Source organism: Pseudomonas sp. HPB0071 (assembly GCF_000478505.2).
In the GTDB taxonomy this organism is placed as follows: Bacteria; Pseudomonadota; Gammaproteobacteria; order Pseudomonadales; family Pseudomonadaceae; genus Chryseomonas; species Chryseomonas luteola.
On sequence record NZ_KI517368.1, the window covers coordinates 262,498 to 285,922 of the forward strand.

General features: G+C 53.8%; 17 protein-coding genes, 1 tRNA gene and 1 pseudogene. 9 read left to right on the forward strand and 10 right to left on the reverse strand.

Annotated elements, in window-relative coordinates; all coding sequences use genetic code 11:
• Nucleotides 1-17: 17 nt before the first annotated feature.
• Nucleotides 18-2,129, reverse strand: a complete 2,112-nt coding sequence (locus HMPREF1487_RS20800) for a hybrid sensor histidine kinase/response regulator (protein WP_010798708.1) — start codon at nucleotides 2,127-2,129, stop codon at nucleotides 18-20.
• 269 nt (nucleotides 2,130-2,398) lie between these two features.
• Between HMPREF1487_RS20800 and HMPREF1487_RS20805 the strand changes: the two genes are divergently transcribed.
• Nucleotides 2,399-3,817, forward strand: coding sequence for a short-chain fatty acid transporter (locus tag HMPREF1487_RS20805; protein WP_010798709.1), 1,419 nt, complete (start codon nucleotides 2,399-2,401; stop codon nucleotides 3,815-3,817).
• A gap of 101 nt (nucleotides 3,818-3,918) precedes the next feature.
• On the opposite strand, the gene HMPREF1487_RS20810 is transcribed toward HMPREF1487_RS20805, so the two are convergent.
• Entirely contained in the window at nucleotides 3,919-4,302 is a 384-nt protein-coding gene (locus tag HMPREF1487_RS20810; RefSeq protein ID WP_037031087.1) for a hypothetical protein, read from the reverse strand.
• Nucleotides 4,303-4,831: 529 nt separating this feature from the next.
• Between HMPREF1487_RS20810 and bcsR the strand changes: the two genes are divergently transcribed.
• Nucleotides 4,832-5,062, forward strand: coding sequence for a BcsR/BcsP family cellulose biosynthesis protein (bcsR, locus tag HMPREF1487_RS20815; RefSeq protein WP_010798712.1), 231 nt, complete (start codon nucleotides 4,832-4,834; stop codon nucleotides 5,060-5,062).
• Between the two features lie 144 nt (nucleotides 5,063-5,206).
• Here bcsR and HMPREF1487_RS20820 read toward each other — a convergent pair whose 3' ends face one another.
• A complete protein-coding gene (locus HMPREF1487_RS20820) occupies nucleotides 5,207-5,989 on the reverse strand; it encodes a sulfite exporter TauE/SafE family protein (protein WP_010798713.1) in 783 nt (260 codons plus the stop codon).
• A 210-nt stretch (nucleotides 5,990-6,199) separates the two neighbouring features.
• Between HMPREF1487_RS20820 and HMPREF1487_RS20825 the strand changes: the two genes are divergently transcribed.
• Both HMPREF1487_RS20825 and map read left to right on the forward strand, forming a co-directional pair.
• Nucleotides 6,200-6,466: a ParD-like family protein gene (locus HMPREF1487_RS20825; RefSeq protein WP_010798714.1), complete on the forward strand. Its 267-nt coding sequence runs from the start codon at nucleotides 6,200-6,202 to the stop codon at nucleotides 6,464-6,466.
• A complete protein-coding gene (gene map, locus HMPREF1487_RS20830) occupies nucleotides 6,463-7,254 on the forward strand; it encodes a type I methionyl aminopeptidase (RefSeq protein ID WP_010798715.1) in 792 nt (263 codons plus the stop codon). Before HMPREF1487_RS20825 ends, map begins: the two co-directional genes overlap by 4 nt.
• 50 nt (nucleotides 7,255-7,304) lie before the next feature.
• On the opposite strand, the gene HMPREF1487_RS20835 is transcribed toward map, so the two are convergent.
• The 6 genes and pseudogenes from HMPREF1487_RS20835 to HMPREF1487_RS20855 all read right to left on the reverse strand — a co-directional run bounded on the left by HMPREF1487_RS20835 (nucleotide 7,305) and on the right by HMPREF1487_RS20855 (nucleotide 12,801).
• Nucleotides 7,305-7,595 (reverse strand): hypothetical protein, encoded by a 291-nt coding sequence (locus HMPREF1487_RS20835; protein ID WP_010798716.1) that lies wholly within the window; start codon nucleotides 7,593-7,595, stop codon nucleotides 7,305-7,307.
• Nucleotides 7,596-7,699: 104 nt separating this feature from the next.
• Complete coding sequence (locus HMPREF1487_RS28500) at nucleotides 7,700-8,563, reverse strand: methyl-accepting chemotaxis protein (RefSeq protein ID WP_371106400.1); 864 nt, start codon at nucleotides 8,561-8,563, stop codon at nucleotides 7,700-7,702.
• Nucleotides 8,555-9,373: pseudogene (locus tag HMPREF1487_RS28505) on the reverse strand (MCP four helix bundle domain-containing protein); the annotation flags it as partial. The gene HMPREF1487_RS28500 and the pseudogene HMPREF1487_RS28505, both read right to left, overlap by 9 nt.
• Before the next feature lie 197 nt (nucleotides 9,374-9,570).
• Complete coding sequence (locus HMPREF1487_RS28050) at nucleotides 9,571-10,728, reverse strand: hypothetical protein (protein WP_010798718.1); 1,158 nt, start codon at nucleotides 10,726-10,728, stop codon at nucleotides 9,571-9,573.
• 1,002 nt (nucleotides 10,729-11,730) lie between these two features.
• A tRNA-Arg gene (locus tag HMPREF1487_RS20850) sits at nucleotides 11,731-11,807 on the reverse strand.
• Nucleotides 11,808-12,015: 208 nt separating this feature from the next.
• Nucleotides 12,016-12,801, reverse strand: coding sequence for an IclR family transcriptional regulator (locus tag HMPREF1487_RS20855; protein WP_010798719.1), 786 nt, complete (start codon nucleotides 12,799-12,801; stop codon nucleotides 12,016-12,018).
• 229 nt (nucleotides 12,802-13,030) lie between these two features.
• Here HMPREF1487_RS20855 and maiA point away from each other — a divergent pair, with 229 nt between their 5' ends.
• The 4 genes from maiA (at nucleotide 13,031) to fahA (ending at nucleotide 17,542) form a co-directional block, all read left to right on the forward strand.
• Nucleotides 13,031-13,663, forward strand: coding sequence for a maleylacetoacetate isomerase (gene maiA, locus HMPREF1487_RS20860; RefSeq protein ID WP_010798720.1), 633 nt, complete (start codon nucleotides 13,031-13,033; stop codon nucleotides 13,661-13,663).
• Between the two features lie 129 nt (nucleotides 13,664-13,792).
• On the forward strand, nucleotides 13,793-14,869 hold the full coding sequence (gene hppD / locus HMPREF1487_RS20865; protein WP_010798721.1) for a 4-hydroxyphenylpyruvate dioxygenase: 1,077 nt from the start codon (nucleotides 13,793-13,795) through the stop codon (nucleotides 14,867-14,869).
• Between the two features lie 61 nt (nucleotides 14,870-14,930).
• Nucleotides 14,931-16,241 (forward strand): homogentisate 1,2-dioxygenase, encoded by a 1,311-nt coding sequence (gene hmgA, locus HMPREF1487_RS20870; protein ID WP_010798722.1) that lies wholly within the window; start codon nucleotides 14,931-14,933, stop codon nucleotides 16,239-16,241.
• On the forward strand, nucleotides 16,238-17,542 hold the full coding sequence (gene fahA / locus HMPREF1487_RS20875) for a fumarylacetoacetase (RefSeq protein WP_010798723.1): 1,305 nt from the start codon (nucleotides 16,238-16,240) through the stop codon (nucleotides 17,540-17,542). Before hmgA ends, fahA begins: the two co-directional genes overlap by 4 nt.
• A 33-nt stretch (nucleotides 17,543-17,575) precedes the next feature.
• Here the strand turns inward: fahA and HMPREF1487_RS20880 are convergent, their stop codons facing one another.
• A complete protein-coding gene (locus HMPREF1487_RS20880) occupies nucleotides 17,576-20,281 on the reverse strand; it encodes a bifunctional diguanylate cyclase/phosphodiesterase (RefSeq protein ID WP_010798724.1) in 2,706 nt (901 codons plus the stop codon).
• A gap of 565 nt (nucleotides 20,282-20,846) precedes the next feature.
• Between HMPREF1487_RS20880 and HMPREF1487_RS20885 the strand changes: the two genes are divergently transcribed.
• The gene (locus HMPREF1487_RS20885; RefSeq protein ID WP_010798725.1) at nucleotides 20,847-23,414 is read left to right on the forward strand and encodes an HWE histidine kinase domain-containing protein; all 2,568 of its coding nucleotides are present in this window, start codon (nucleotides 20,847-20,849) and stop codon (nucleotides 23,412-23,414) included.
• The last annotated feature ends 11 nt before the right edge of the window (nucleotides 23,415-23,425 follow it).

Consider the following 23,425-nt stretch of genomic DNA (forward strand, 5'->3'; position numbering starts at 1 on the left):
CCTGGTGCTTCTATCGCCTATCCTCTCAGAGCAGTACGTACCATGGCTGAAAGATCCTCAGGGCGATAGGGTTTGGTAAGCAAATGGATGTTAGGTGCCAATGTGTTGTTCTGCGAAAGGATGTCCCGAGTATGGCCTGAGGTAAACAATACCGGTATTGCAGGTTCCTGCATCTGAGCCCATGCCGCCAGATCCGTACTCTTGAGCCGACCGGGCATCACGACATCCGTGAAAATCAAATCAACCCTCGTTCCGGCTTCCAGCAGCTGCATGGCCACGTCCGCATCGGGCGCCTGCGCCACGTCATAACCGGCCTGCTGCAGTAACTCTACAACAGAGAATCGAACACCTTCATTATCCTCTACTATCAGGATGGTTTCCCGCCCCTCAAGTGTATAGTCATATTTGCCCTGGTCATCTTCTTCGGCCTGTTTGTGACTGCGTGCGAAATACATCCGTACCGTCGTACCGCATCCAGGGGCGCTCTGAATATCAATATGGCCCCCACTCTGCTTGACGAAGCCAAACACCATGCTAAGACCAAGTCCCGTACCCTGCCCTTCAGCCTTGGTCGTGAAGAATGGCTCGAAGACATGCTCCAGCACTTCTGGCTTCATACCTTCGCCCGAATCGGCAACGGACAGGCAGAGGTAGTCCCCAGGACTGATGTCCTTGCCTGCACAGTAATCTTCATCCAGCACGACATTGTCGCCATGAACGCTGATCAGCCCTTCCCCATCCATCGCATCACGGGCATTGATGGCCAGATTGAGAATAGCGTTTTCCAACTGGTTACGATCAACGTGTATGCACCAGGCATTGTCAGGCAGGGACATATCGATTTCGATGGTCTCGCCCAGTGCACGCTGAAGGAGCTCCTCCAGCCCTTCGAAAATATGGGCTGGGTTGTAAATGCCGGGTGATAAGGCTTGGCGACGGGCAAAGGCCAATAGTTGGGAAGACAGCTTGGCTCCTCGCTCCACCGCATTGATGGCAGCCTCTACGCGGCTCTGTACACGAGGGTTGTCCTTTTCCTGACGAGCCAGCAGATGCAGGTTACTCGAAATGACCTGCAGGACATTATTGAAGTCATGTGCAACGCCTCCGGTCAGTCCGCCAATCGCCTCCAGCTTTTGTGATTGCCGGAGCTGCTCTTCTGCCAACGAGCGGGCCTGCACTTCAGCAGCGACCCGCTGCTCCAGATTGCGCGTCAGTTGATAAAGCGCTTCTTCCGCCATCTTGCGTTCATGAATATCAATCAGAACACCGGGAAAGCGAAACGGCTCTCCACGCTCGTCAAACTCGCATAGACCACTTGCTAAAACCCAGCGGAAAAGGCCGTTCGGGCGGCGGATACGACATTCAGCATTGAAAGCGCCGCCCTGATCAAAAGTCTGCCTGATATGCATCCGGATCTTTTCCAGGTCGTCCGGATGAATGAAGCCGCTGGCGATCTGAATGGGAATGCCTGCCGCCGCTTCGTCTACGGGGTATGAAAAGGTTCGTGCGAAGCGCTCATCTCCAGTCAGGGATTGTGCTTTGATATCCCAGACGAACAGTCCTAGGAGCGCGCCGGAGTTCAATGCCAGTTGCAGTCGTTCATTCGTTGCCCGGAAGGAACGCTCAGCCTCCTGACGTCGCCGCTCCGACAGTACGTGTTGAGTGGTTTCGATAACGATGGCCATGACGCCGGCCGGCACGCCGTCATCCTCGGGCACCGGGCTGTAGTAAAGGTCCATTGAGACGTCTTCCGGGCGCCCATTACGAAACAACACGAGTTCTTTGTTTCGATAAGAGAGCGTACCGCCAGCCAGACAGGTATCAACTACGTTCCGATTGAATTCGGCAACTTCCGGCCAACCAATCTCGACTGGCGAGCCGAGAAGAAAAGGATGACGTCCGGCCGCAAACACGGCATAGGCATCGTTATAAATCATATAGCCAGGCCGTCCCCACAACATCACGAGGGGAACAGGAGAAGCCAGTAGAAACTGGACGGCAGCGCTCAGACTTTTGGACCACTGTTCAATAGGGCCGAGATCCGTACGAGACCAGTCGAAAGACCGGATACGCTCGGCCATCTCACCGCTCCAGCCCAGGCAACCATGATCGTCCCTTAAAAATTGCATGGATTGTCTCTTAGGAAAAAGGCCTGTTCAGTATGTTGGTGTCCAGATACGACCACAGCAACAAACAACAATTCTAAACAAACGAAGCGGCGGCAAGGTCAGTCTATTCGGCAACGATAGCAGCCTTTTGAAGTGGCCGTCCGTCCACGGTGAAAAACCGCCAAGTAAAACACGCCGGTAAGCGCTACCCTCTATACGTCCTGGGCGCGGTCAGGCAAATGGCCATGCGCTACACGGGTAATCAATAACAAAAGCTATAAGGAGATTACATGTCCGTTCATATTGAAGAGCGATTTTCTGCTCGTCTGGCGTTACGTTGTGCGCATTGGGCTGAGCGCTGGTTCCCTGACTCCTGGGTCTTTGCCGCTGTCGCCGTGGTTGTGGTGGCGCTTGCCGCCATCCTGCTCGGTACACCGGCCTCAGGAACAGCCAAGGCATTTGGCGACGGATTCTGGAGCCTGATTCCCTTCACCATGCAAATGGCGTTTGTAGTGATCGGAGGCTACGTTGTGGCCAGCTCAGCGCCTGCGGCCCGCCTGATCGACTGGCTGGCTCGCATCCCACGCAATGGTCGGTCGGCTGTCTGCTGGGTAGCGCTCATTTCGATGCTGGCTTCTCTGCTCAATTGGGGGCTCAGCCTGGTCTTTGGAGGGCTCCTGGTAAGGGCCCTTGCCCGACGTGTCGATTTGAAAATGGATTACCGGGCCGCAGGTGCAGCGGCCTATCTCGGGCTGGGCGCCGTATGGGCCTTGGGTCTGTCGTCCTCAGCGGCCCAGTTGCAGGCAAATCCGGGAAGCCTGCCCCCGTCTGTTCTGGCGATTACCGGTGTCATCCCCTTTACGGAAACCATTTTCCTCTGGCAGTCAGGCGTCATGCTGCTTGCGCTGATCGTGCTGTCGCTGATCATTGCATATGCTACTGCGCCTGGAGAATTGACTGCTCGTACTGCGCGTGAGTGTGGAGTCGACTCCGTACTGGAAACACCGGCTCGGCTAGTGCGAACACGCCCAGGCGAATGGCTGGAGCATAGCCCGCTTCTGACCATTATCATTGTGCTGCTAGCGCTGGGGTGGCTTTGGCAGGAGTTTGCTTTCAAGCCTGCCATTGAGGCCATTTCAGGGCTCAACACCTACAATCTGTTATTTCTGACGCTTGGTGCGCTTCTGCATTGGCGTCCTCGTCATTTTCTCGATGCAGTGGCGCGTGCTGTGCCGACCACTACTGGTGTCCTGATCCAGTTTCCCCTCTATGGCTCCATTGCTGCGATCATGACAAAGGCGACAGGAAGTGATGGTCAGACGCTTGCCCACCATATTTCCGCCTTCTTCGTTCAACTGGCCTCACACGATACATTTGCGGTCCTGATGGGCGTCTATTCAGCTATCCTGGGTTTCTTTATTCCTTCAGGCGGGGGTAAATGGATCATCGAGGCGCCTTACGTCATGCAGGTTGCCAATGACTTGCACTACCACCTGGGCTGGGCAGTCCAGATCTACAACGCAGCTGAAGCGCTACCCAATTTGATAAACCCCTTTTATATGCTGCCTTTACTAGGCGTTCTGGGGCTCAAGGCGCGCGACCTTATCGGTTTTACCTTCATGCAGATGCTGGCGCATATTCCGTTGGTGCTGATTCTTTTATGGGCATTGGGGGCCACCCTGACGTATCTGCCACCAGTCATGCCTTGATGAATCCACCACAGATGATGAACGGTCGTTTGAACAGACGAGACAGCTGTACAGATTAAGTCCACCAATGTCATATTGATATCAAGTTTGCTAGCCACTTCTCATTTTGTGGCTAGCCCCCCCTTACGCTCAAGAGCGCTATCTTCAAGTAGGCCCAGCTCTGGCTCCAGCATGTCTTTTAGAGGTAAATAAGGTTGTTGTACTGCCTCGGCCTGTTCTTCACGGCGGTGGGTGTAACGTGTCTGCTTTACAAGCCCAATGACACAATGCTCCAGTTCGAAGGATACGGTCTCATCATCGTTTCTGTGTTTATTCTTCGAGAAGCCTTCCTGAGCAAAAAGCCTCCCAGGAATTGAGCTTGTCATAACGCCTCTGCCCGTCAGGCGCCTGCATGACACATTCGTAAACGCTTGCCCTAAAGTCCATGCGACTTTTGAGTCTTTGAGCTTTGCTGCCGCCATTGATATCATCACGACATCAATCATAGGGGGCTCAGGCGCGGTCGCTGCGCAGTATGAACCTACCCATAACCGATACGGAATGAGTCTGGTCACGCGTGAGGTTACTATTACTCACCATGCCGGAATAGGAATGGCTTTCTTTTCGCCTTTCAGAAAGCAAAAAGCAGGATGCTGGATATGGACTTCTTTACTAACCTCACCACCCTTTGTACAACCCAGGTGTTAACGCCGGGCCGCCCTATTGCCTGCCTGGCCATAATAGGCCTTGTGGCTACAGGGGTTGCGATTCACACCGAGCTTAGACGGCATAAGGATGAATAATCTGATCGCTTCCGTCCTGAACGCTTCATCCAGCTACCTACGTCCCAACGACGACCACTAGCATGAGTGAATGGGATCCTGTGGACCTGCTGCTGATGGCCATTAGCGGACTATGCCTTCTGTCAGCGTTTGGCTTGATGGTGCTCTGGCACTGATGATCTGGCACGCCGGTTGCTGCAGGCAACAGTGTAATGACCGTTGCGTCAAATAATCTGTCAGCCTGGAAACCACGATGAATGCTCTTCAAGTACTCGACGCTTCCATCCATACATTGGATACCCGTGAGGACGTCACCAATCTAGCCAAATGCTTTGATTTGCAAGGGTTGCAGTATCTTGAAATCCAGGCTGTCCAAAACTTTCAGTCAGCTATGGCACATTGGCCATTGTTGATGGAAACCCTTCAGCCGTCGCTGGTCGGTTACGAGACGATCATCAATCCGCTTCCAGCCTATCTCCGATAAGGCTGAAGCGGATCCGCATGGCATAGAAAAGAGCAGTACCGCGGATATATCGGCAGAAATAGCTCTCTTCTGGCTATTTATTTTTATTCGGAAGGCGTTAGCAAGTGAGTGGCCTGAAGCCCTCAGACCACTCACAAGGAGAGGTCAGAGCAGTTTGTACCCGATCACCATCAGCATAACGGCAAGGCACGGACGCAATATTCCATCAGGAATTCGACCGGAAAGGTGACTGCCCATAAAGATGCCTGGCAGTGAGCCCATCAGCAGATAGCCTAGAATAGGCCAATCCATGTTGCCCATGCTGGCATGGCCCAGTCCTGCAATCAGCGTCAAAGGTACGGCATGTGCGATTTCTGTACCTACCAGGCGTCGAGTAGCCAGGAAGGGATACAGCATGAACAGCGCCACGGTACCTAAAGCGCCTGCGCCAATGGACGTCAGCGTCACCATGGCGCCAAGCACAACACCTGTGATGAATGTCAGCGTATTGAGCTTTTTCGGGCTCAAGTGAAAGCTGTCATTGGCATGCCGGCCTACAAAGGCAAACAACTGTTTCTTGAAAAGAATGGCAAAGGCTGTCATGAACAGAACAATACCCAAACCATGCTTGATAATCGCATTTAGCGCCTGCGGATCGGAGTGCAAGCGACTCAACAACCACAGGGTTAAAGCAGCGGCCGGCAGACTTCCCAGCGCCAGCCAGCCTGTCACAGACCAGTCGATATTCTTGTTGCGCTGATGCACCCAGACACCGCCTGCCTTTGTCACCGCGGCATACAGCAGATCAGTTCCTACGGCAGCGGCCGGATTGATGCCAAACCACAATAGGATAGGAGTCATCAGGGAACCACCGCCTACGCCTGTCATCCCAACAATAAAGCCGACCACCAAGCCTGCGACAACAAAACCTCCAGCGCCGAAATCCATCATCACTTCCTAAAGACACATGTTCTGCAAAAACCGGCACGCAGCATAACGACTTATAAAGAGCTCGCTTATATAAATATGATCTTGCTTATAACCATTTAATTTAAAAAAGACACAGCCATTCTCCATTAATCCCATGGAACGTCCAATTTCCTACGTAGTCATACACGTTAGTATATGGATCATATACATTTCATATAGGGTGAATGGATGGGTATTGTCAAAGTCTCGGAAGGTATGCATGAAAACCTGCGTATCGCCAGTAATGCACTTTGCCGCTCCATCAATGCTCAGGCGGAGCACTGGCTACGAGTAGGCATGCTGGCGGAACTCTATCCTGAGCTGAACCATCGGGATATCTGCAAGCTGCTGATCAGTCTGGAGCAACAAGGCGGTTTTGACCTGAACTGCCTGAGCGCGATGGAAGATGCCCCACACGTCCAAGCAACGATTAAACAGGCGGGAGCCGGACGATGAGAAAAGCGGTTTCGATAAAGACACCTGAAGAAATTGCCATGGCGCGCAAGGCAGGCAAGCTGGCAGCCGATGTGCTAGCGATGATTGCCGAGCATGTGAAACCTGGCGTAACGACCGAAGAACTAGACCGCTTGTGTCATGACTATATCGTAAACGTACAAAAAGCCGTTCCGGCCAATATTGGTTATCACGGATTTCCGAAAACGGTCTGCACCTCAGTCAATCAGGTGATCTGCCACGGTATTCCTTCTTCTGAGACGCTGAAGGATGGCGATATCGTCAATATCGATGTAGCGGTCATCAAGGATGGCTGGTACGGCGATACCAGTCGCATGTACTTTGTAGGGGAACCCTCTGCTCAGGCACGCCGCCTAGTGGAAACGACTTACGAAGCCATGTGTGCGGGCATTCAAGAGGTCAAGCCCGGCGCAACGTTGGGAGACATCGGTCATGCGATCCAAACCGTCGCGCACCGTGACGGCTTTAGTGTCGTTCGTGAATACTGCGGGCACGGGATCGGTAAGGTTTATCACGACGAGCCTCAGGTGCTGCACTTTGGCAACCGTGGCGAAGGGATGAAGCTGCGCACAGGAATGATGTTTACCATCGAGCCTATGCTCAATGCCGGCAAGCATCAGACCAAAACACTCGGTGATGGCTGGACGGTCATTACCAAGGATCGTTCGCTCTCGGCACAATGGGAGCATATGGTCGTCGTGACAGAGAGCGGGTTTGAAGTGCTAACGCCATGGCCAGATAGCCCCAGCGGTTATACCCCCATCGTTTAATCGACGATGACACGGTCGGCAGGGCTGCGATGGGCGCCCTGCCAGGATGATTATTGTGCCTGGGTACGGTCTGGATGTGTCGAGCCTACCGCTGACTCATTAGACAACGCCGCATCTGCCTTCTGCTGATCTTCAACCGCTTCCTGCTTTTGCTCCTGCGCAGCGTTGGTATGTGTCTGTCGCTCGGTAGGATTCTCAGCTGCTGCCGCTTTTTCCTGATGTTCCTGGGCATTCTGCGTATGCTGGGCAGCGTCCTGCGCCTTCTGCTCGGAAGGTTTGTCACAGCCCGCCAAGGGAAGTAGAAGGGCAGTCATTACGGCAACGGATAGATACTTCAACATGGATAACTCAACTTATCAGCTAAAACGTCATCCGCTTGGAATACCGATTACTCGTTGAGTTTCTTCCTAACCGTAACAATTTATTGATTAGCTAACTAATTTCCTTACAGACGAAACCGCTGGACCGTCCGGTTAAGCTCCGAGGCCAATGCAAGCAACTCTATACTGGAGCGACTGGTTTGCATTGCACCTGTCGCCGTCTGGGTAGACAACGTTCGAATACTGGCCAGGGCGCTATCGACAATATGCGCAATCTGAACCTGCTCATTAGCGCCTGCTGCAATGGTTCTATTCTGCTCACGAATAGCCTCGCTGGCAGTAGTAATCTCGAGCAGTGCCTGGTCAGTCGCTTCCGCCTGCTGCAAGGTATGACAGGCGTGCTCTGCAGAGGATTGAAGACTGGAAACGTTCTGTTGAGTACCTTGATTCACGTCATGGACCAACGCCTCGATTTCATTAGTGGAGGCTCGCGTACGTAGTGCCAGGGCACGCACCTCATCGGCTACCACAGCAAAGCCTCTGCCCTGCTCACCGGCGCGTGCAGCCTCAATGGCCGCGTTCAAGGCAAGCAGGTTGGTCTGTTCCGAAACAGATCGAATGACATCCAGTATTCGGGTAACGCTCTGCGTCTTTTCAGCCAGCCCGGCCGCCTGCTCGGAAGCCCCTAATACACTGCCTGCCAATTGCTTGATGGAGGCAATGGTGTCGGTAAGCTCGCGTTTGCCCAATATGGCGGCCTCGCTGGAGGCAAGCGAATTCTGTGAGGTATTGGCAGCGCTAAGCGCAACCTCTTCTACAGCCTGGCTCATTTGCGCCATAGCCTCAACGGCCTGGCTTACCTCATGGTTTTGCTGTTGCAGATGACAAGCGCTGCTTTCCATGACAGCACTCATCTCATGCGCGGCAGTAGTAAGCTGTGAAGACGCTGACTCGATATGTGACAGCGTCTCGTGTAGGTTACTCTGCATGCGCGCCAGTGCCTGTAACAGCCGAGCCGCCTCGTCTTTACCTTGCGACTGAATAGACTGACTCAGATCTCCCTCAGCAATGATCTCGGTGATCGCCACAGCCTGTCGCAAGGGCACCAGTATGCTGACACTTAGCCGCCAGGCCAAGATCATCATGAGTGCCAGCACTGTCCCAATAGTGACAAGGGCAATCAAGCGCGTCTGTTGATAATGCGCCTGTGCCGAGGTGATGGATTGGGCAGCACTCTGCTTATTCAACTCTCTCAACAACTGCACCTGCATATCCATCAGATCGCCCTGCATGCTCAAGGTCGTATCAGAGAGCATATGCGCATCCTGGGCCCTGCCCTGTTCAATCAGCCCCATCTCATCTCGCAGACCCGAAAGAAAAATTTGGTAGGCGTCCTGAAGCGCCCTGATCGAGTCGCGCTGGGTAGCATCCGAAGCCTGCTGCGAATAGAGTTGGAAGTTCTGCTCAAGTTGTCCCGTTAGCTGCTCGACAGCAATCTTCCCATTGATCAATACCGATGGATCTTCCGTAGTGGTCAGAAATCGCTGGGATTCTGTGCGTAGTTTGCCCAGATCAATTGCAATGGCATCTGCCAAAGCAATGTTGGCAAGCGCTCCGCTTTCGATCATCTCGCCCTGCTGGCGAATCTCGTGCATCTGTATAAGACAGAAGCTGCCCAACCCTACGAACAGCGCGGCCGTAACCCCAAAGCAGACAATCAGGCGATTCCTAATGCCCATACGGCGCAGAAGTGGAAGGGATGCAGAAGACTTGAAAAAGCGCAGGACACTTAATGGCATGTTCACGGAACGACGACAACCATGGCAATAAAGACTGCCCCGCTTATATCAGCCGATCATGATAGCTTAATGACAGCCCATCCCCCTGCCTGACTGTCGTCGGCCTGCATATAATAAAGAAAGCCTACAGGCCAGCACTGCCAGGCCTTTTCAACCCAGCAATGCTGGCAGAGAGCAAATGCTTGAACCCTTCCTGATCAGTGTTGGGTCAACGTAGCTGTATTGCTCAGCCCGGTCTGCATTAAGGTTGCCTGATTACCCTGCCCGGTGCGCTCCAACGTAACAGACAGGCCTGAGCCTTGCTGGGTTAGCTGGAAGTTGTCATTGATGGTCTGACGTTGTGTGAGGCTCATGTAGTTGTTATCGCCTATCTGCGATACATCCAGGGAGCTATTCTCAACGCCGGCTTGCACCAGATCCATGGTGTTTCCATTGCCATCTTGTGTAGCAGTGATTTGGTTGTCTCCACCGCGAGCAGTCTGGTCTACATTCAGAATATTATTATCGCCGAGTTGATTAGTTGTAAGCCTGGCCGCAGCAGATCCAAACGACATGCTGGCTAGCCCGCTCTGGTCTACGTTGACCGCGTTGTTGTTACCCGTTTGGTTAAGATCTGCATACGCATTAAGTGTTTGGATAACATTGGCCGTATTGCCATCTCCCTCTTGAGTCAAGGTTGTTAATACAGCCCCCACTCCAAGATCTTTCGGACTAGTACCATACTGCTCGAGTGCTGCACTGTTGCCATTTCCCAGCTGCTGGATATTGGCTATGGACTCCGTATCACGCTGCGTTGCGGTAACAGCGTTATTGTCACCTGTTTGGGTTGCCGAGAATCCTCTAGCGAGACCGCCGGTATCTTGGTCAACCGTAATAGTGTTGGCGTTACCTATGGAAGTAGTATAGATCGCAGCCCAATAATCACCGGAGCGAACAATCGTGTGCACGTTGCCTGTACCTTCTTGGGTACTTTCTACATAACCGCCATATACCGCTGAGCCATCAAAAGTAAACTGATTGGAACTGCCTGACTGGTTGAGGGTAACGTACGTATCGCCTCGTTGATAAATCTGAGCCGTTTGATTATCGCCGCTCTGCAAAACAGTTGCATGAGCCTCATCGGTGGTTTCGTCCTGATAGATCGTGGCGGAATGGCCGGTCCCATCCTGTTCGATACGCTGATAGCTGTTGTTACCCAACTGAGTTTGCTGCGCCTGGTGGGACGTACCGGTTTGAACCAGCTCTGCCGTATTGCCATCACCAGCTTGGTTAATTTCCGATACATGCATTTGAGCAACAGCAGAGGCAGAGATAAAGGCCATGGAAATGGCCGCAAGCATGTTGAAACGACGCATATCGAATTCCTTATAAGCATGCCCAGTTAGATCGACCCCTCTTTATAGAGAGGTCGGCGACCAAACGAAACAACAAGCTTTCCGTTTGCTCTTTAGCTTTCCAGTGAATACTGGTAGTACAAGCGTAGCTGTCGGTAAGTCTATTACCATTCAGCCCGACGAAAGGATTTAATTAGCACTTTAGCAATCTTTTTTATTTGCCTTACTGTTGCACAAAGGCGGCTTGAATATAGCTAGTTGCCATAATATTAATTCTTTATCTATATTTCTTCAAAAAGGAATTAATACCGTCTTCATATTTTATCCAGACGTCGTTATTCAACTCATCGCCAGCTGTTGGAATAATGAGCTCAGGTCTGCCCGCTGACGGGCTCCTTGCTGCAGCGTAGAAACCTGATCAAACCTGGCTTTAAGCACAGGAGCTGGCCATATGGCTCCTGCTGCACCAAGGGATGCAAGAGCATCACTCAAATGAACCCATATTATCCAACATACTTATTTCTAATGTCAGCGCTAAATTGGTCAATCGGCTAAAATAACGATAATTCAGAGCAGCAGTGGCGTTAACTTTATTAACTAACAACAACAGCTATCAGTTATGATTAAGCATTAATATGCCATTTCATCAACAGACTGAAACAATCAAACACGGTCATCCCGACTGATAATCCAATCATCTTTAGCCGCTCTGAATCCAGTATTTAACAGGTGCTTAATACCCGTCAGATAACAATTGACTTAAGAGTAACAATAATTTCAATGCACAAGGCATGTATAAATCGCATTGTTATTTATTAAATGAGCGGACGTTTTTATTAAGCCAGGCTTTTCCAAGATTGATGAAGTAGAGAACTGTAATTATATGAGCAACCCATGAATTTTACCTTGAGCGCAAGTCGATTCACGAGCAAGCAGGCAGGCAGGAGGGAATTCAACTCAAGCGAAAGCCTTTCTTGCAGGCATGAAAGAAGGGCTTGTATTTCTACAAGCCCTTTTAGGAGATGGCGCGCTCGAGAGGATTCGAACCTCTGACCGCTCGGTTCGTAGCCGAGTACTCTATCCAGCTGAGCTACGAGCGCGCTGTGGGTGCCAGTATAGGGATATTCCTGAAGTTGTAAAGCTATTTTTTCAATAAAATCAGCTAGATAGAAAATAGCACCTACAAAAGAGGCATATGCATAAGCCCATTGCCCCTTTCCTCTCTATCAAACCAAACCTGATAAGCGGCTGTGACGCGCCTGGCTCCACGCTGCTGGCCAACGTTCTTCTAACGCTTATCTGGTGTATTTAGGCGAAGGATCCGCCCATTCGTTGGCTGATCGCCTCGGCGGTTTCAAGCAACCTTTGTGCAGCCAAACTACCGGGCTCGGCAGAAAAGCTTTGTGCCGCCCCTACGATGGTCAATACACCTACAAGCCGATTCCCCGCGGCAAACACCGGTGCCGAAAGCGCATTGACTCCCTCCATGAGCAGGCCATGAATCGAGTGCAGTCGATGAGCACGGATAGACGCCATAGTGTCAGTCAGCACTTTTTGAGTGGGTGCGCCCGCCTGACGTAGCGCCTGCTTTCTTAACGGAGCCGTTTCGCTATCCGGCAGGAACGCATTAAAGACCAGCCCCGTAGAAGAACTCAGCAATGGAAGTACGGATCCCACCTGGGTTACCAACGTTACTGCACGGACGGCCTGCTCCACATGCACCACTGCCGGACCGTGGTTGCCCCACACCGCTAGAAAGCATGTTTCATTGACTGCATCACGCAGTGTGGCCAGCCTTGGAACACTCACTTTCACGACATCCAGACGTCCCAGGGCTGCCATGCCAACATACAACGCCGCCGGGCCGAGACCATAATGATTGGTAGCCTCGTCCTGCTCGGCAAACCCACTGGCAATCAGTGCCTGCAAGTAGCGGTGCACCTTGCTGGCGGGCATCTCAAGATGCTCTGCGAGTTTGGATAACGACGTCGCTGGCGCCAGATCAGCCAGACCCTTGAGAATATCGGTGCCGACTTCAGCCGACTGAACCTTTTGGCGTCGGGACGACTCAGGAGCCTTCGATTCGCTTGCCATGTCTACAACCGCTACTGTGGGGAGGCGGTGTTATAGCGTGACCGCCTTCAGGATTCAATTTACAAGCAAGCAACGCTTACAGAATCCTTGGTGTACAAGGCAACCCTTTAATCATGAATGTCTGCCTGGCTTGACAAGCTACAAGCTCTTGGCGCACATTCCACTAAACGTAACTGATTTACGCATTATAAAAGACTCACGAGAGTCGCTAATAAAAGCGGTGTAAGTCATGGATCTCTTTACCTATTACCGTTCTACTTCGTCCTATCGCGTGCGCATTGCCCTGGCGCTCAAGGGGCTACCTTACGAGGCGATACCGGTAAACCTCATCAAGGATGGCGGTGAACATCGACGATCGGACTACCTTGCGCTCAATCCACAAGGTCGTGTCCCGCTGCTGCGCACGGATGAAGACACACTGATTCCTCAATCGCCCGCTATCCTGGAATACCTGGAAGAGCGCTACCCCGAAACGCCTCTGCTGCCAGAAGACATACTCGCACGCGCCCGACATCGGAGCGTAGCGGCCATTATTGGCTGCGATATCCATCCCCTGCATAACGTGTCGGTACTGAACCGCCTGCGCCAGTTGAACATTGCCGAGGCAGACGTATCCGCCTGGATTGCGCATTGGATCAGTGAGGGACTTAGCGCTGTAGAGGCGTTGATAGGCGATAAAGGCTTCTGCTTTGGTGAAGTAGGCCTTGCCGATGTATATCTGCTGCCACAGCTTTATGCTGCGCACCGTTTCAACGTGTCGCTGGAATCGTTGCCTCGAATTGCCCGGATTGAACGCCTGGCGTTAGAACATCCGGCGTTCCAGCAGGCTCACCCCGACGCTCAGGCGGATCGACCGCTATGAAATCCTTTGGCTTCAAGCTTCTGATGGGCGACCACCTGGCTCGCAGCACCCGTGGCCTCTCCTGCGCGCCGCCATGGTCTGGGTACTGATTTTCCTTACCTAATCCATTTGTTTATGCAGGAGCCTGTCATGGCCGATCTATTTGAAAACCCCATGGGCCTCATGGGTTTCGAGTTCATTGAATTCGCCTCCCCGACCCCTAACGTCATCGAGCCTGTACTGGAAAGTATTGGTTTTACCCACGTAGCCAACCACCGTTCCAAGGACGTTGCGCTGTATCGTCAGGGTGATATCAATGCCATTGTCAACCGTGAACCCAAGAGCCATGCGGCCTATTTTGCTGCTGAACATGGCCCTTCCGTGTGCGGTATGGCCTTTCGTGTGCGTGATGCTCACCAAGCTTACTACAAGGCACTGGAAATCGGCGCTCAAGCCGTAGACATTCCTACCGGTCCGATGGAGCTTCGCTTGCCAGCCATCAAGGGCATCGGTGGCGCACCGCTGTACCTGATCGATCGTTTCGAGGAGGGCAGTTCAATCTATGACATCGACTTCGTTTTCCTCGACGGTGTTGATCGCAAGCCGGTCGGGGCTGGTTTAAAGATCATCGACCACCTGACCCATAACGTGTATCGGGGCCGTATGGCCTATTGGGCAGACTTCTACGAGAAGCTGTTCAACTTCCGCGAGATTCGTTACTTCGACATCAAGGGTGAATACACCGGTCTGACCTCCAAGGCCATGACTGCGCCAGACGGCATGGTACGGATTCCGCTGAACGAAGAGTCTTCCAAGGGGGCGGGTCAGATCGAGGAGTTTCTCATGCAGTTCAACGGCGAAGGTATCCAGCATGTTGCCTTTCTTACCGATGATCTCATCAAGACCTGGGATGCGCTAAAGGCCTGCGGCACCCGCTTCATGACAGCACCACCAGAGACCTACTACGAGATGCTTGAAGGCCGCGTGCCCAACCATGGCGAGCCAACTGGAGAGCTTCGCTCACGGGGCATCCTGCTGGATGGCACTTCCGAAGGGGGTGAGCGTCGCCTGCTGCTGCAGATCTTCTCCGAGACCCTGCTGGGTCCGGTGTTCTTCGAATTTATCCAGCGCAAGGGTGACAGTGGTTTTGGCGAGGGCAACTTCAAGGCACTGTTCGAATCGATCGAGCGCGACCAGATCCGCCGTGGCGTGCTAGCCACCGAGTAAGGTCACGGGCGGCCGGTACGCCGGCTGCTCTGTCGGACATGCCCAGAATGAGAATCAAGCCATGAATGTACATGCACAGGGCCTGGATACCCTTCCCTATCAGTCCGGCTTTGGAAACGAATTTGCCAGCGAAGCGCTTCCGGGCGCACTGCCGGTTGGGCAGAACTCACCTCAAAAGGTCCCGTACGGTCTTTATACCGAACTGTTATCAGGAACTGCCTTTACCGTTCCGCGCACGGAAGCCCGGCGTACCTGGCTCTACCGGATTCGCCCGTCGGCTAACCATTCAAAATACAAGCGCCTTGACCGGCAGCTGGCGCATGGCGGCCTCGGTGAAGTAACACCCAATCGCCTGCGCTGGAATCCAATCGCGCAGCCGCAGATCCAGACCGATTTCATCGACGGGCTGGAATGCCTGACGGCTACTCACGATGCGGTGCAGACTACGGGCGTAAGCGTCTACCGCTATGCAGCCAACAGCTCAATGTCTCGAGTCTTCTTCAATGCCGATGGCGAGTGGTTGGTGGTTCCCCAGGCAGGGCGACTGCGTCTGGCAACCGAGCTGGGCACTCTACAGATCGGACCGCTGGAGATTGCGGTTATACCTCGGGGCATGCGCTTTCGCGTCGAACTGCTCGATGGCGCGGCCAGCGGGTATGTCTGTGAAAACCATGGGCAGGCGCTTCGTCTGCCGGATCTGGGACCCATTGGCAGTAATGGTCTGGCCAATCCACGCGATTTTATGGCTCCAGTGGCCTCTTACGAAGAGCGTGATGAGGCAACCGAACTGGTACAGAAATACCTGGGCGAACTATGGTCGACCACGCTGGATCACTCACCTCTGGACGTTGTGGCCTGGCACGGCAACAACGTACCCTACAAGTATGATCTACGCCGCTTCAATACCATCGGTACCGTCAGTTTTGATCACCCCGATCCGTCCATTTTTACAGTCCTGACCTCACCGAGCAGCACTCACGGAATGGCAAATATCGATTTCGTGATTTTCCCGCCACGCTGGATGGTGGCCGAAAACACCTTCCGGCCACCTTGGTTCCATCGCAACCTGATGAATGAATTCATGGGACTTATCCAGGGTGCCTATGATGCAAAGGCCGACGGCTTCTCACCGGGCGGAGCCTCCTTGCACAGCTGCATGAGTGCTCATGGGCCGGATCATGTATCGACGAACCAGGCGATTAACGCCGAGCTGAAACCACACAAAATCGATAACACCATGGCCTTCATGTTTGAGACCGGGCCGGTATTAAGACCCACCCGCCATGCTCTGGAAACCGCAACCTTACAGGCTGACTATGACGCGTGCTGGTCAGGGTTGGGCAAGACGTTTCACCGGGAGGACCCTCTATGAGAACCGAAAATCCACGTCTGAGTTGGGTAGCCTCTGCCAACAGCCATATCGATTTTCCCTTGCAGAATCTGCCCCACGGCGTGTTCAGCCCTCCTGGCGAGACGCCCAGGGGCGGTGTCGCGATTGGGGACTATATTCTGGACATGCGTGTTGCCTGCGAGGCGGGTCTGTTCAGCAGCACGGCGCAGTGTGCCGCCGAATACGCAGCAGGTACCACGCTAAACGCCTTTTTCGCGTTGGATGCAACCGAGCGCCGTGCTTTACGCGAAGAGCTACTGGCATTACTGGACGAATCGAGCCTGCACCGCACGCGCATGCACGCGCTGGGCGATACGTTATTGCGCCCAATGAAAAGCTGCCAGTTGCATATGCCAGCCAAGGTCGGTGACTACACCGATTTTTATGTAGGAATCCATCACGCCACGAACGTGGGCAAACTGTTTCGTCCGGATAATCCACTGCTTCCCAATTACAAATATGTTCCCATCGGCTATCACGGGCGGGCATCCACCATTGACGTATCCGGAGCGCCGGTCATAAGGCCGAAAGGACAAACACTTCCACCAGGGCAGAGCGAGCCGGTGTTCGGTCCCTGCAAGCGCCTGGACTACGAGTTGGAACTCGGCGTCTGGATAGGCCGAGGCAATGCTCGGGGCGAGGCCATCTCAATTGGCAATGCCAAGAACCATATTGCCGGGCTATGCCTGCTCAATGACTGGTCGGCTCGTGATATCCAAGCGTGGGAATACCAACCGCTGGGCCCGTTCCTGTCCAAAAGTTTTGCTACGACGGTTTCCCCTTGGGTGGTTACCGCCGAAGCCCTGGATCCGTTCCGCTGCGCGCAACCGCCCCGGCCAGCTGGTGATCCTCAGCCGCTCTCCTATCTGCTTGATCCAACCGACCAGGAAACGGGCGCGCTGAACATTGAGCTGGAAGTATTACTGCGTACAGCAGCCATGCGTGAGCAGAACCTACCGGCTCAACGCGTGGCCTTGAGCAATAGCCTGAACATGTACTGGACCCTGTCGCAACTTGTTACTCACCATACTGTGAATGGATGTAGCTTGCAGCCGGGGGATCTTTTCGGTTCCGGTACGCTTTCAGGGGAGCAACCGGACAGCTATGGAAGCCTGCTGGAAACAACCGTAGGAGGCAAGCAGCCGCTAACGCTACCCAACGGTGAAACCCGCACGTTCCTGGAGGATGGTGACGAGGTTATCCTGCGGGCCCGTTGCCACCGTGAAGGTTATGCCTCGATCGGATTTGGCGAATGCTCCGGTATCATTCAACCGGCACGCTGAGACCAAAGGGCACTATACGGTGCCCTTCTCTCCCTAAAGCAGAGAATCCATCAGGGCCTTCAGCGCCTCGATTCGCATCGGACGAGCAAGGTAGTAACCCTGCGCCTGGTTACACTTCAACCGGGCCAGTACGTCCATCTGCCGTTGGGTTTCCACCCCCTCAGCCGTGACAGTCAATGACAATGCACGACCCAATCCGATAATGGCCTCGATGACCGCCTCCCCATTGGAGGAGGTATCCAACCCGGCGATAAAGCTGCGGTCGATCTTGATTCCATCGAAAGGATAGGTATGCAGATAGCTCAGCGATGAATAGCCGGTTCCAAAGTCGTCCATGGCCAAACGAACGCCCAGGGCCTTAAGCCGGTGCATGACTTCGCGCGCCGAATTGGCGTTATCCAAGACGACGCCTTCGGTGATTTCCAGCTCAAGCTGATGAGGCGGCAGCCCTGTTTCCTTCAGAACAGCCATGACCCGGGCAACTACATCACTGCGCTTGAACTCCAGGGGTGAAAGATTCACCGAGACAAATGTATCCGGCGCCCACTCCAATGCCTCAAGGCAGGCTTTGCGCATCACCCAGTCACTCAAGGAGACAATCAGGCCAGTCTCCTCCGCAACGGTAATGAAGTGGTAAGGCCCCAGGTAGCCCCGAATGGGATGTTCCCAGCGCACCAGAGCCTCTGCCCCTAACATTCGTTTTTGCGCTGTGTCGAAGCGGGGCTGGAACTCCAGGCGCAACTCGTCCCGTTGCAAGGCCAGCTTCAGATCACTTTCTATTTGGCGCCGGGCCAGAATACGGGTATTCATCTCCTCGGAATAGAATTGCCAGGTGTTCCGGCCGGCAGCCTTGGCTTCATACAAGGCGATATCGCCAAGCCTGAGCAGTTCATCGGTCCGCTGACCATCCTGTGGCGCACACACGATACCGATACTGCTGCCAATGATGACTTCCTGATCACCAATCTGCACGGGCTCGATAATAGCGGCCAGAATTCTTTCACAGAGCTGCTCGATAGCGGAGCGTCCGGTCACTCCTCGCAGGAGGATAACAAACTCGTCTCCTCCCATGCGTGCAACGAATGTTTCACGTCCCAGACTGCTCTTTAATCGATGCGCGATTTCCATAAGAACCCGATCACCGGCCGCGTGACCTAGCGTGTCGTTTACCGGCTTGAAATTATCAAGGTCCATGCAGAGCAGTAAGAGGGGATTGGCCAGCGTAGGCTTGGCGCCAAGCTGACTTTTCAATCGTTTGTACAAGGCACGCCGGTTTGGTAGCCCCGTCAGGCTGTCCTCCAGCGCTTCGCGTTCCCGGCGCTCCTGCTCGGCTCGGCGTTCAGAGATGTCATGCAGAAAAGCGCTGTAAAGCTTATGGTCTAGAGCATCAACAGCTGTCACCTTGAGCTCTACAGGGATACGTGCGCCGTTACGGTGGTGCACCATGATTTCAAGTGCAGCCCCCTCGCCCAGGTCCATTTCCCCAGAAAGATAACGGCTAAGACCGGCCTGGTAGTGATCACCGATGGATGAGGTCATGATGAGCCGGTCTACCGGCTGCCCGACGGCATCCTCACGGCTCCAGCCGAACAGTGCCTCCGCCTTGCGGTTCCAGTCTACGATACGGCCGGCTTCGTTCATGCTGACATAGGCATCACTGCTATTCTCAAGCACTGCACTCAGCTCGGCTTCACGCTTGCGAAGGGCCTGCTCGGACTGCTCCTTCTGTTCGAGTGTTTCGGTCAGTCGCTCATTGGCCTGCTGAAGATCCTGGGTTCGGACATTGATACGCTGCTCCAGATCATGGTGCAGTGCCGCCAGTGACAACTCAGCCTCTTTGCGGGCTTGAATATCCTGTCCAACACGGACGTAATAATCCAGCTCACCCTGATCATTGACATGCCGGGTACACGTCAACCGTACCCAACGGTGCTCTCCGTTCTTGTGCCGGTAACGCTTCTCGATTTCGTACCGGTCGATTTCTCCGTTACGCAACTGATTCAGCAGCTCAAGGTCTTGAGCCATGTCATCAGCATGACTGAGCTCGGCAAAATTCATGCTCAGCACTTCATCACGTTGAAATCCCAGCATGGCGCAAAACGTCTCGTTGATATCAAGCCACTGCCCTGTCGGCGTCAATAGCGAGATCCCCACGCCTGCCCGCTCGAAGATCGTGCGAAACCTGGCCTCGCTGGCCTTGAGCTGGGCAGTGGACTGCTGTAGTTGCTGCCAGGTCTGAACAGCCGATTCACGCCGCTGAATTTCTCGACTGATGACTCCGGCCAGGGCCTCAAGGGTCTCCAGCTGCTGGTCCGTCAAGACTCGCGGATAGGTATCAATCGCGCAGAGCGTACCCAGTGGATGACCGTCGATACTGTTGACCGGAACGCCTGCATAGAACCGAATATAAGGCTCTCCGATGACCAGGGGATTGTGGGAAAAGCGAGGATCTTCCAGCGCATTGTTTACAACGAGCGGGCCGCGTCGCTGGATGGCATAGGAGCAAAAGGCCCTCTCGCGAGGCATTTCGTTAATGGAAACGCCTAGTTTGGATTTGAACCATAGCCGCTCCGCATCTACCAGCGAAACAAGCGTAATGGGCAGATCAAGCGCATCAGAGAGCAGCTGCGTCACCTGATCGAATACAGCTTCGGCCTCGGTATCGAGTATTCCAAGCGCTTTGAGAACGGCGATTCGCTCAGCCTCGGCCATCAAGTCGCTGGTGTATAAATCACTCATGAGCCAATTACTCTCATCAGACGGCAAGCTCGTAGTCAGCAGCAACAGCGGCGCATTGAGCCGGAGGTATTGCTAGCGAAGTCACCACTTGGCGGTACAAATAGAAGATAGGATTGCGTCAGGTTATCGACCGCCCCCGCGATAGCTTTATGCCATTCGTCCGTAAACGTCCGGCTTCTATCCATACAGGGGGTTATGACCGTGAACTCATGCCTTAAGTCCAACACAGGCGACAGATTGCAACCACTCTATTTTAATTATCGCAATAATAGTAAAGTGCGATAAAGTTCACGTATTGATAGGTGCAATAAGCGCTGGACAGACGTAGGCTAGAATAAGAATGCACCGATTGGCTCCGTACGGTGCTCTATAAAGATACGGCTCGACCAGCGGTCTGATCGTACTGCGTTCAGACTGGCTCACTGTTATGCTCATCAAAACGGCTCTAAGGAACTTGCTCACTCACGCAGCGCCTTATCCCGTTCTCCTAACCACTGATCTTTCTTTACGTGTTTTTCACGTGCAACGTGTCAAATTAAACGTTTGTTCTAGGAGGCTCTCGTCTGTGAGTGAGTCGTACCAGCCCGTATCCGAGGGCGTGGATTTAAGCGTCTGTGAGCGTGAACCTATCCATGTTCCTGGTTCTATTCAGCCACATGGATTTCTTTTGGGATGCAGCCTGCCTGATTGGAAAATCATTCAGGCTTCAGCCAACACGGCTGACTACCTCAAAGGATACTCACCCGATTATCTGCTTGGGCTTGATCTTGAGCAGGTACTGCCTTTGGAAGCCGTTCACTCGCTACGTAACCTCCTGCAGACGACGATGCTGTCCGGCACGGCAGAGCGCCTTAACCGCATGTCACTGGACAACAGCGACGTATTTTACGATATGGCCGTTCATGTCTCGGGCGGGATAGCCATCATCGAGGGCACGCCAAGTCTGGATAACACCGCGGCGGCTGACCCTGTCACGCTCGTCAAAGGCCTGATCGGGCGGCTCAAGCGCGCTCCGACCCTTGACCGCTTCCTGAAACAGGCGGCTCAGCAGATCAGGGCATTCACCGGCTACGACCGGGTCATGATCTACAAGTTTTTACACGATAACTCCGGCCAGGTCATTGCTGAGGCGGTAAGGCCCGGCATGGATGCTTTTCTCGGGCTGCATTATCCCGCCTCGGATATTCCGGCTCAGGCCCGAGCGCTCTACAAGCGTCAATGGCTACGTGTAATTACCGATACAGCTTATGTACCTGTTCCATTGGTACCAGGCTTCGGGCCGGATGGCCTGCCCCTGGACCTCAGTCTTGCTACCTTGCGTAGCGTCTCGCCCGTACACATCGAGTATCTGCACAACATGAACGTGCGAGCCACGATGACCGTTTCCATTATGCGGGGGGAAGAGCTATGGGGCTTGATTGCCTGCCACCATAGCGAGCCTTATCGCTTGAGCGGTCCCATGAGCGCTGCCGCGGAACTGTTTGGGCAGGTGTTGTCGCTTCAGCTGGAAGCGAGGGAGCATCAGGATGAGCTGCGCCTGGTCAGCAGCGCGCATGAGGCGCATGACCGGCTGATCGCCAGCATGTCACCCCGTGAGACGCTATTCGATAATCTGGCCGCCTATGCCGGAAACTTGAATGACATCATCCCCTGTGACGGCATCGGGGTATGGTCGGGCAGCCGTTTCACTGGCTTTGGTATCACGCCTCCACCTGAGATGGTAGAGCCGCTGATTCAGTTTCTGAGTATGGGCAGTTCCAATGCGGTACTTGCCACCCACGAACTAAGCAAACTTTTTCCTCCCGCACGGGCTTATGCGCAGGCCGTCAGCGGGGTACTGGCGATACCCTTCTCTCGCTCCCCCCGAGACTATTTGCTGTTTTTCCGTCGTGAATTCGTGCAGACCATCACCTGGGGAGGCAATCCAGACAAACCGGTCACGCCGGGCGAGCGCATCAGCCCACGCAAGAGTTTTGAGGCTTGGAAACAAACAGTTGGGGGGCAGTCACTACCCTGGCGCTCCGATGAAAAACAGATTGCCGAGACCTTGCGCATCTCACTTTTGGAAGTGATCCTTCGGCGTGCCGAATTGATTGCGCAGGAGCGGCAGGTGGCCCAGGAAAGCCAATCGCTGCTCATTGCCGAGCTCAACCATCGGGTCAAGAATATTCTTAGCCTGATTCGGGCAGTGGTCCGTCAGAGTGGTCAGCAGACTACATCCGTCAAAGACTTTACTGCAGATCTTGAGCATCGCATCAACGCCCTCGCTCAGGCGCATGACCAGATGAATCAAGTCGGTTGGGCCTCGGCGCCATTGCTTCACTTGCTGGAAGCCGAAGCCCAAGCCTGGGCTTACGGTGCGCAGGATCGTGTGATGTTTTCCGGTCCCTCGGTCATCCTGGATGCACGGGCCTATCAGACGCTAGCACTGGTTTTCCATGAAATGATGACCAATGCGGTCAAGTATGGCGCCTTGAGCCGCCCGACCGGGCATCTGCTGGTGTCCTGGTTCCTGGTAAGTGATCAGGACCTTCGGATCGAGTGGTGTGAAAGCGGAGGGCCGATAGTAAGCGCGCCTTCCCGCCGAGGATTTGGATCGGTCGTTATCGAGCGGACCATTCCCTTCGAGCTGCAAGGTGAGGCCCGGATCGAATACCGAATCGAAGGTGTCCAGGGCAGTTTTTTGATCCCGGCACGCCATGTGAGTGTGGGGAATGTTACTGAGCTGAAAACGGCGCCTACGCTGGTCACGGCGCAATCGTTGGCAGAGAAAAAATTGTTGCTGGTAGAGGACAGCATGATGATCGCGCTGGATGCACAGGCAATGCTCCAGGAAGCTGGCGCTGATGTGGAGATTGCCGGAACGGTCAACGAAGCACGCCGCGCCTTGGGCTTTACTCATTTCGACGTAGTCGTACTGGATGTGAATCTGTCGGGGGAGACCAGTCTGGCCATTGCAGACGAGTTGGCCGATGCTAAACATCCCTTCATTTTCGCAACAGGCTATGGCGAAAACACGGTGATTCCTGATCGCTTCAAGGGTATCCCCCTCATTTCCAAGCCTTACAGCGCCGGGTCGCTTACCCATGCGATCAATCGGTTTGATATCACCCAAGAGCATGATCGCTTGTAATGACCAGCGCT

What these genes read in the sequence shown, in the direction of transcription:
- HMPREF1487_RS20825 (WP_010798714.1), top strand. Translation starts at nt 6,200, where the DNA reads ATGGGTATTGTCAAAGTCTCGGAAGGTATGCATGAAAACCTGCGTATC.
- map (WP_010798715.1), top strand. Translation starts at nt 6,463, where the DNA reads ATGAGAAAAGCGGTTTCGATAAAGACACCTGAAGAAATTGCCATGGCG.
- HMPREF1487_RS28050 (WP_010798718.1), bottom strand. Translation starts at nt 10,728, where the DNA reads ATGCGTCGTTTCAACATGCTTGCGGCCATTTCCATGGCCTTTATCTCT.
- hppD (WP_010798721.1), top strand. Translation starts at nt 13,793, where the DNA reads ATGGCCGATCTATTTGAAAACCCCATGGGCCTCATGGGTTTCGAGTTC.
- fahA (WP_010798723.1), top strand. Translation starts at nt 16,238, where the DNA reads ATGAGAACCGAAAATCCACGTCTGAGTTGGGTAGCCTCTGCCAACAGC.
- hmgA (WP_010798722.1), top strand. Translation starts at nt 14,931, where the DNA reads ATGAATGTACATGCACAGGGCCTGGATACCCTTCCCTATCAGTCCGGC.
- HMPREF1487_RS28500 (WP_371106400.1), bottom strand. Translation starts at nt 8,563, where the DNA reads ATGCAGAGTAACCTACACGAGACGCTGTCACATATCGAGTCAGCGTCT.
- HMPREF1487_RS20800 (WP_010798708.1), bottom strand. Translation starts at nt 2,129, where the DNA reads ATGCAATTTTTAAGGGACGATCATGGTTGCCTGGGCTGGAGCGGTGAG.
- maiA (WP_010798720.1), top strand. Translation starts at nt 13,031, where the DNA reads ATGGATCTCTTTACCTATTACCGTTCTACTTCGTCCTATCGCGTGCGC.
- HMPREF1487_RS20880 (WP_010798724.1), bottom strand. Translation starts at nt 20,281, where the DNA reads ATGAGTGATTTATACACCAGCGACTTGATGGCCGAGGCTGAGCGAATC.
- bcsR (WP_010798712.1), top strand. Translation starts at nt 4,832, where the DNA reads ATGAATGCTCTTCAAGTACTCGACGCTTCCATCCATACATTGGATACC.
- HMPREF1487_RS20820 (WP_010798713.1), bottom strand. Translation starts at nt 5,989, where the DNA reads ATGGATTTCGGCGCTGGAGGTTTTGTTGTCGCAGGCTTGGTGGTCGGC.
- HMPREF1487_RS20810 (WP_037031087.1), bottom strand. Translation starts at nt 4,302, where the DNA reads ATGATTGATGTCGTGATGATATCAATGGCGGCAGCAAAGCTCAAAGAC.
- HMPREF1487_RS20805 (WP_010798709.1), top strand. Translation starts at nt 2,399, where the DNA reads ATGTCCGTTCATATTGAAGAGCGATTTTCTGCTCGTCTGGCGTTACGT.
- HMPREF1487_RS20855 (WP_010798719.1), bottom strand. Translation starts at nt 12,801, where the DNA reads ATGGCAAGCGAATCGAAGGCTCCTGAGTCGTCCCGACGCCAAAAGGTT.
- HMPREF1487_RS20835 (WP_010798716.1), bottom strand. Translation starts at nt 7,595, where the DNA reads ATGTTGAAGTATCTATCCGTTGCCGTAATGACTGCCCTTCTACTTCCC.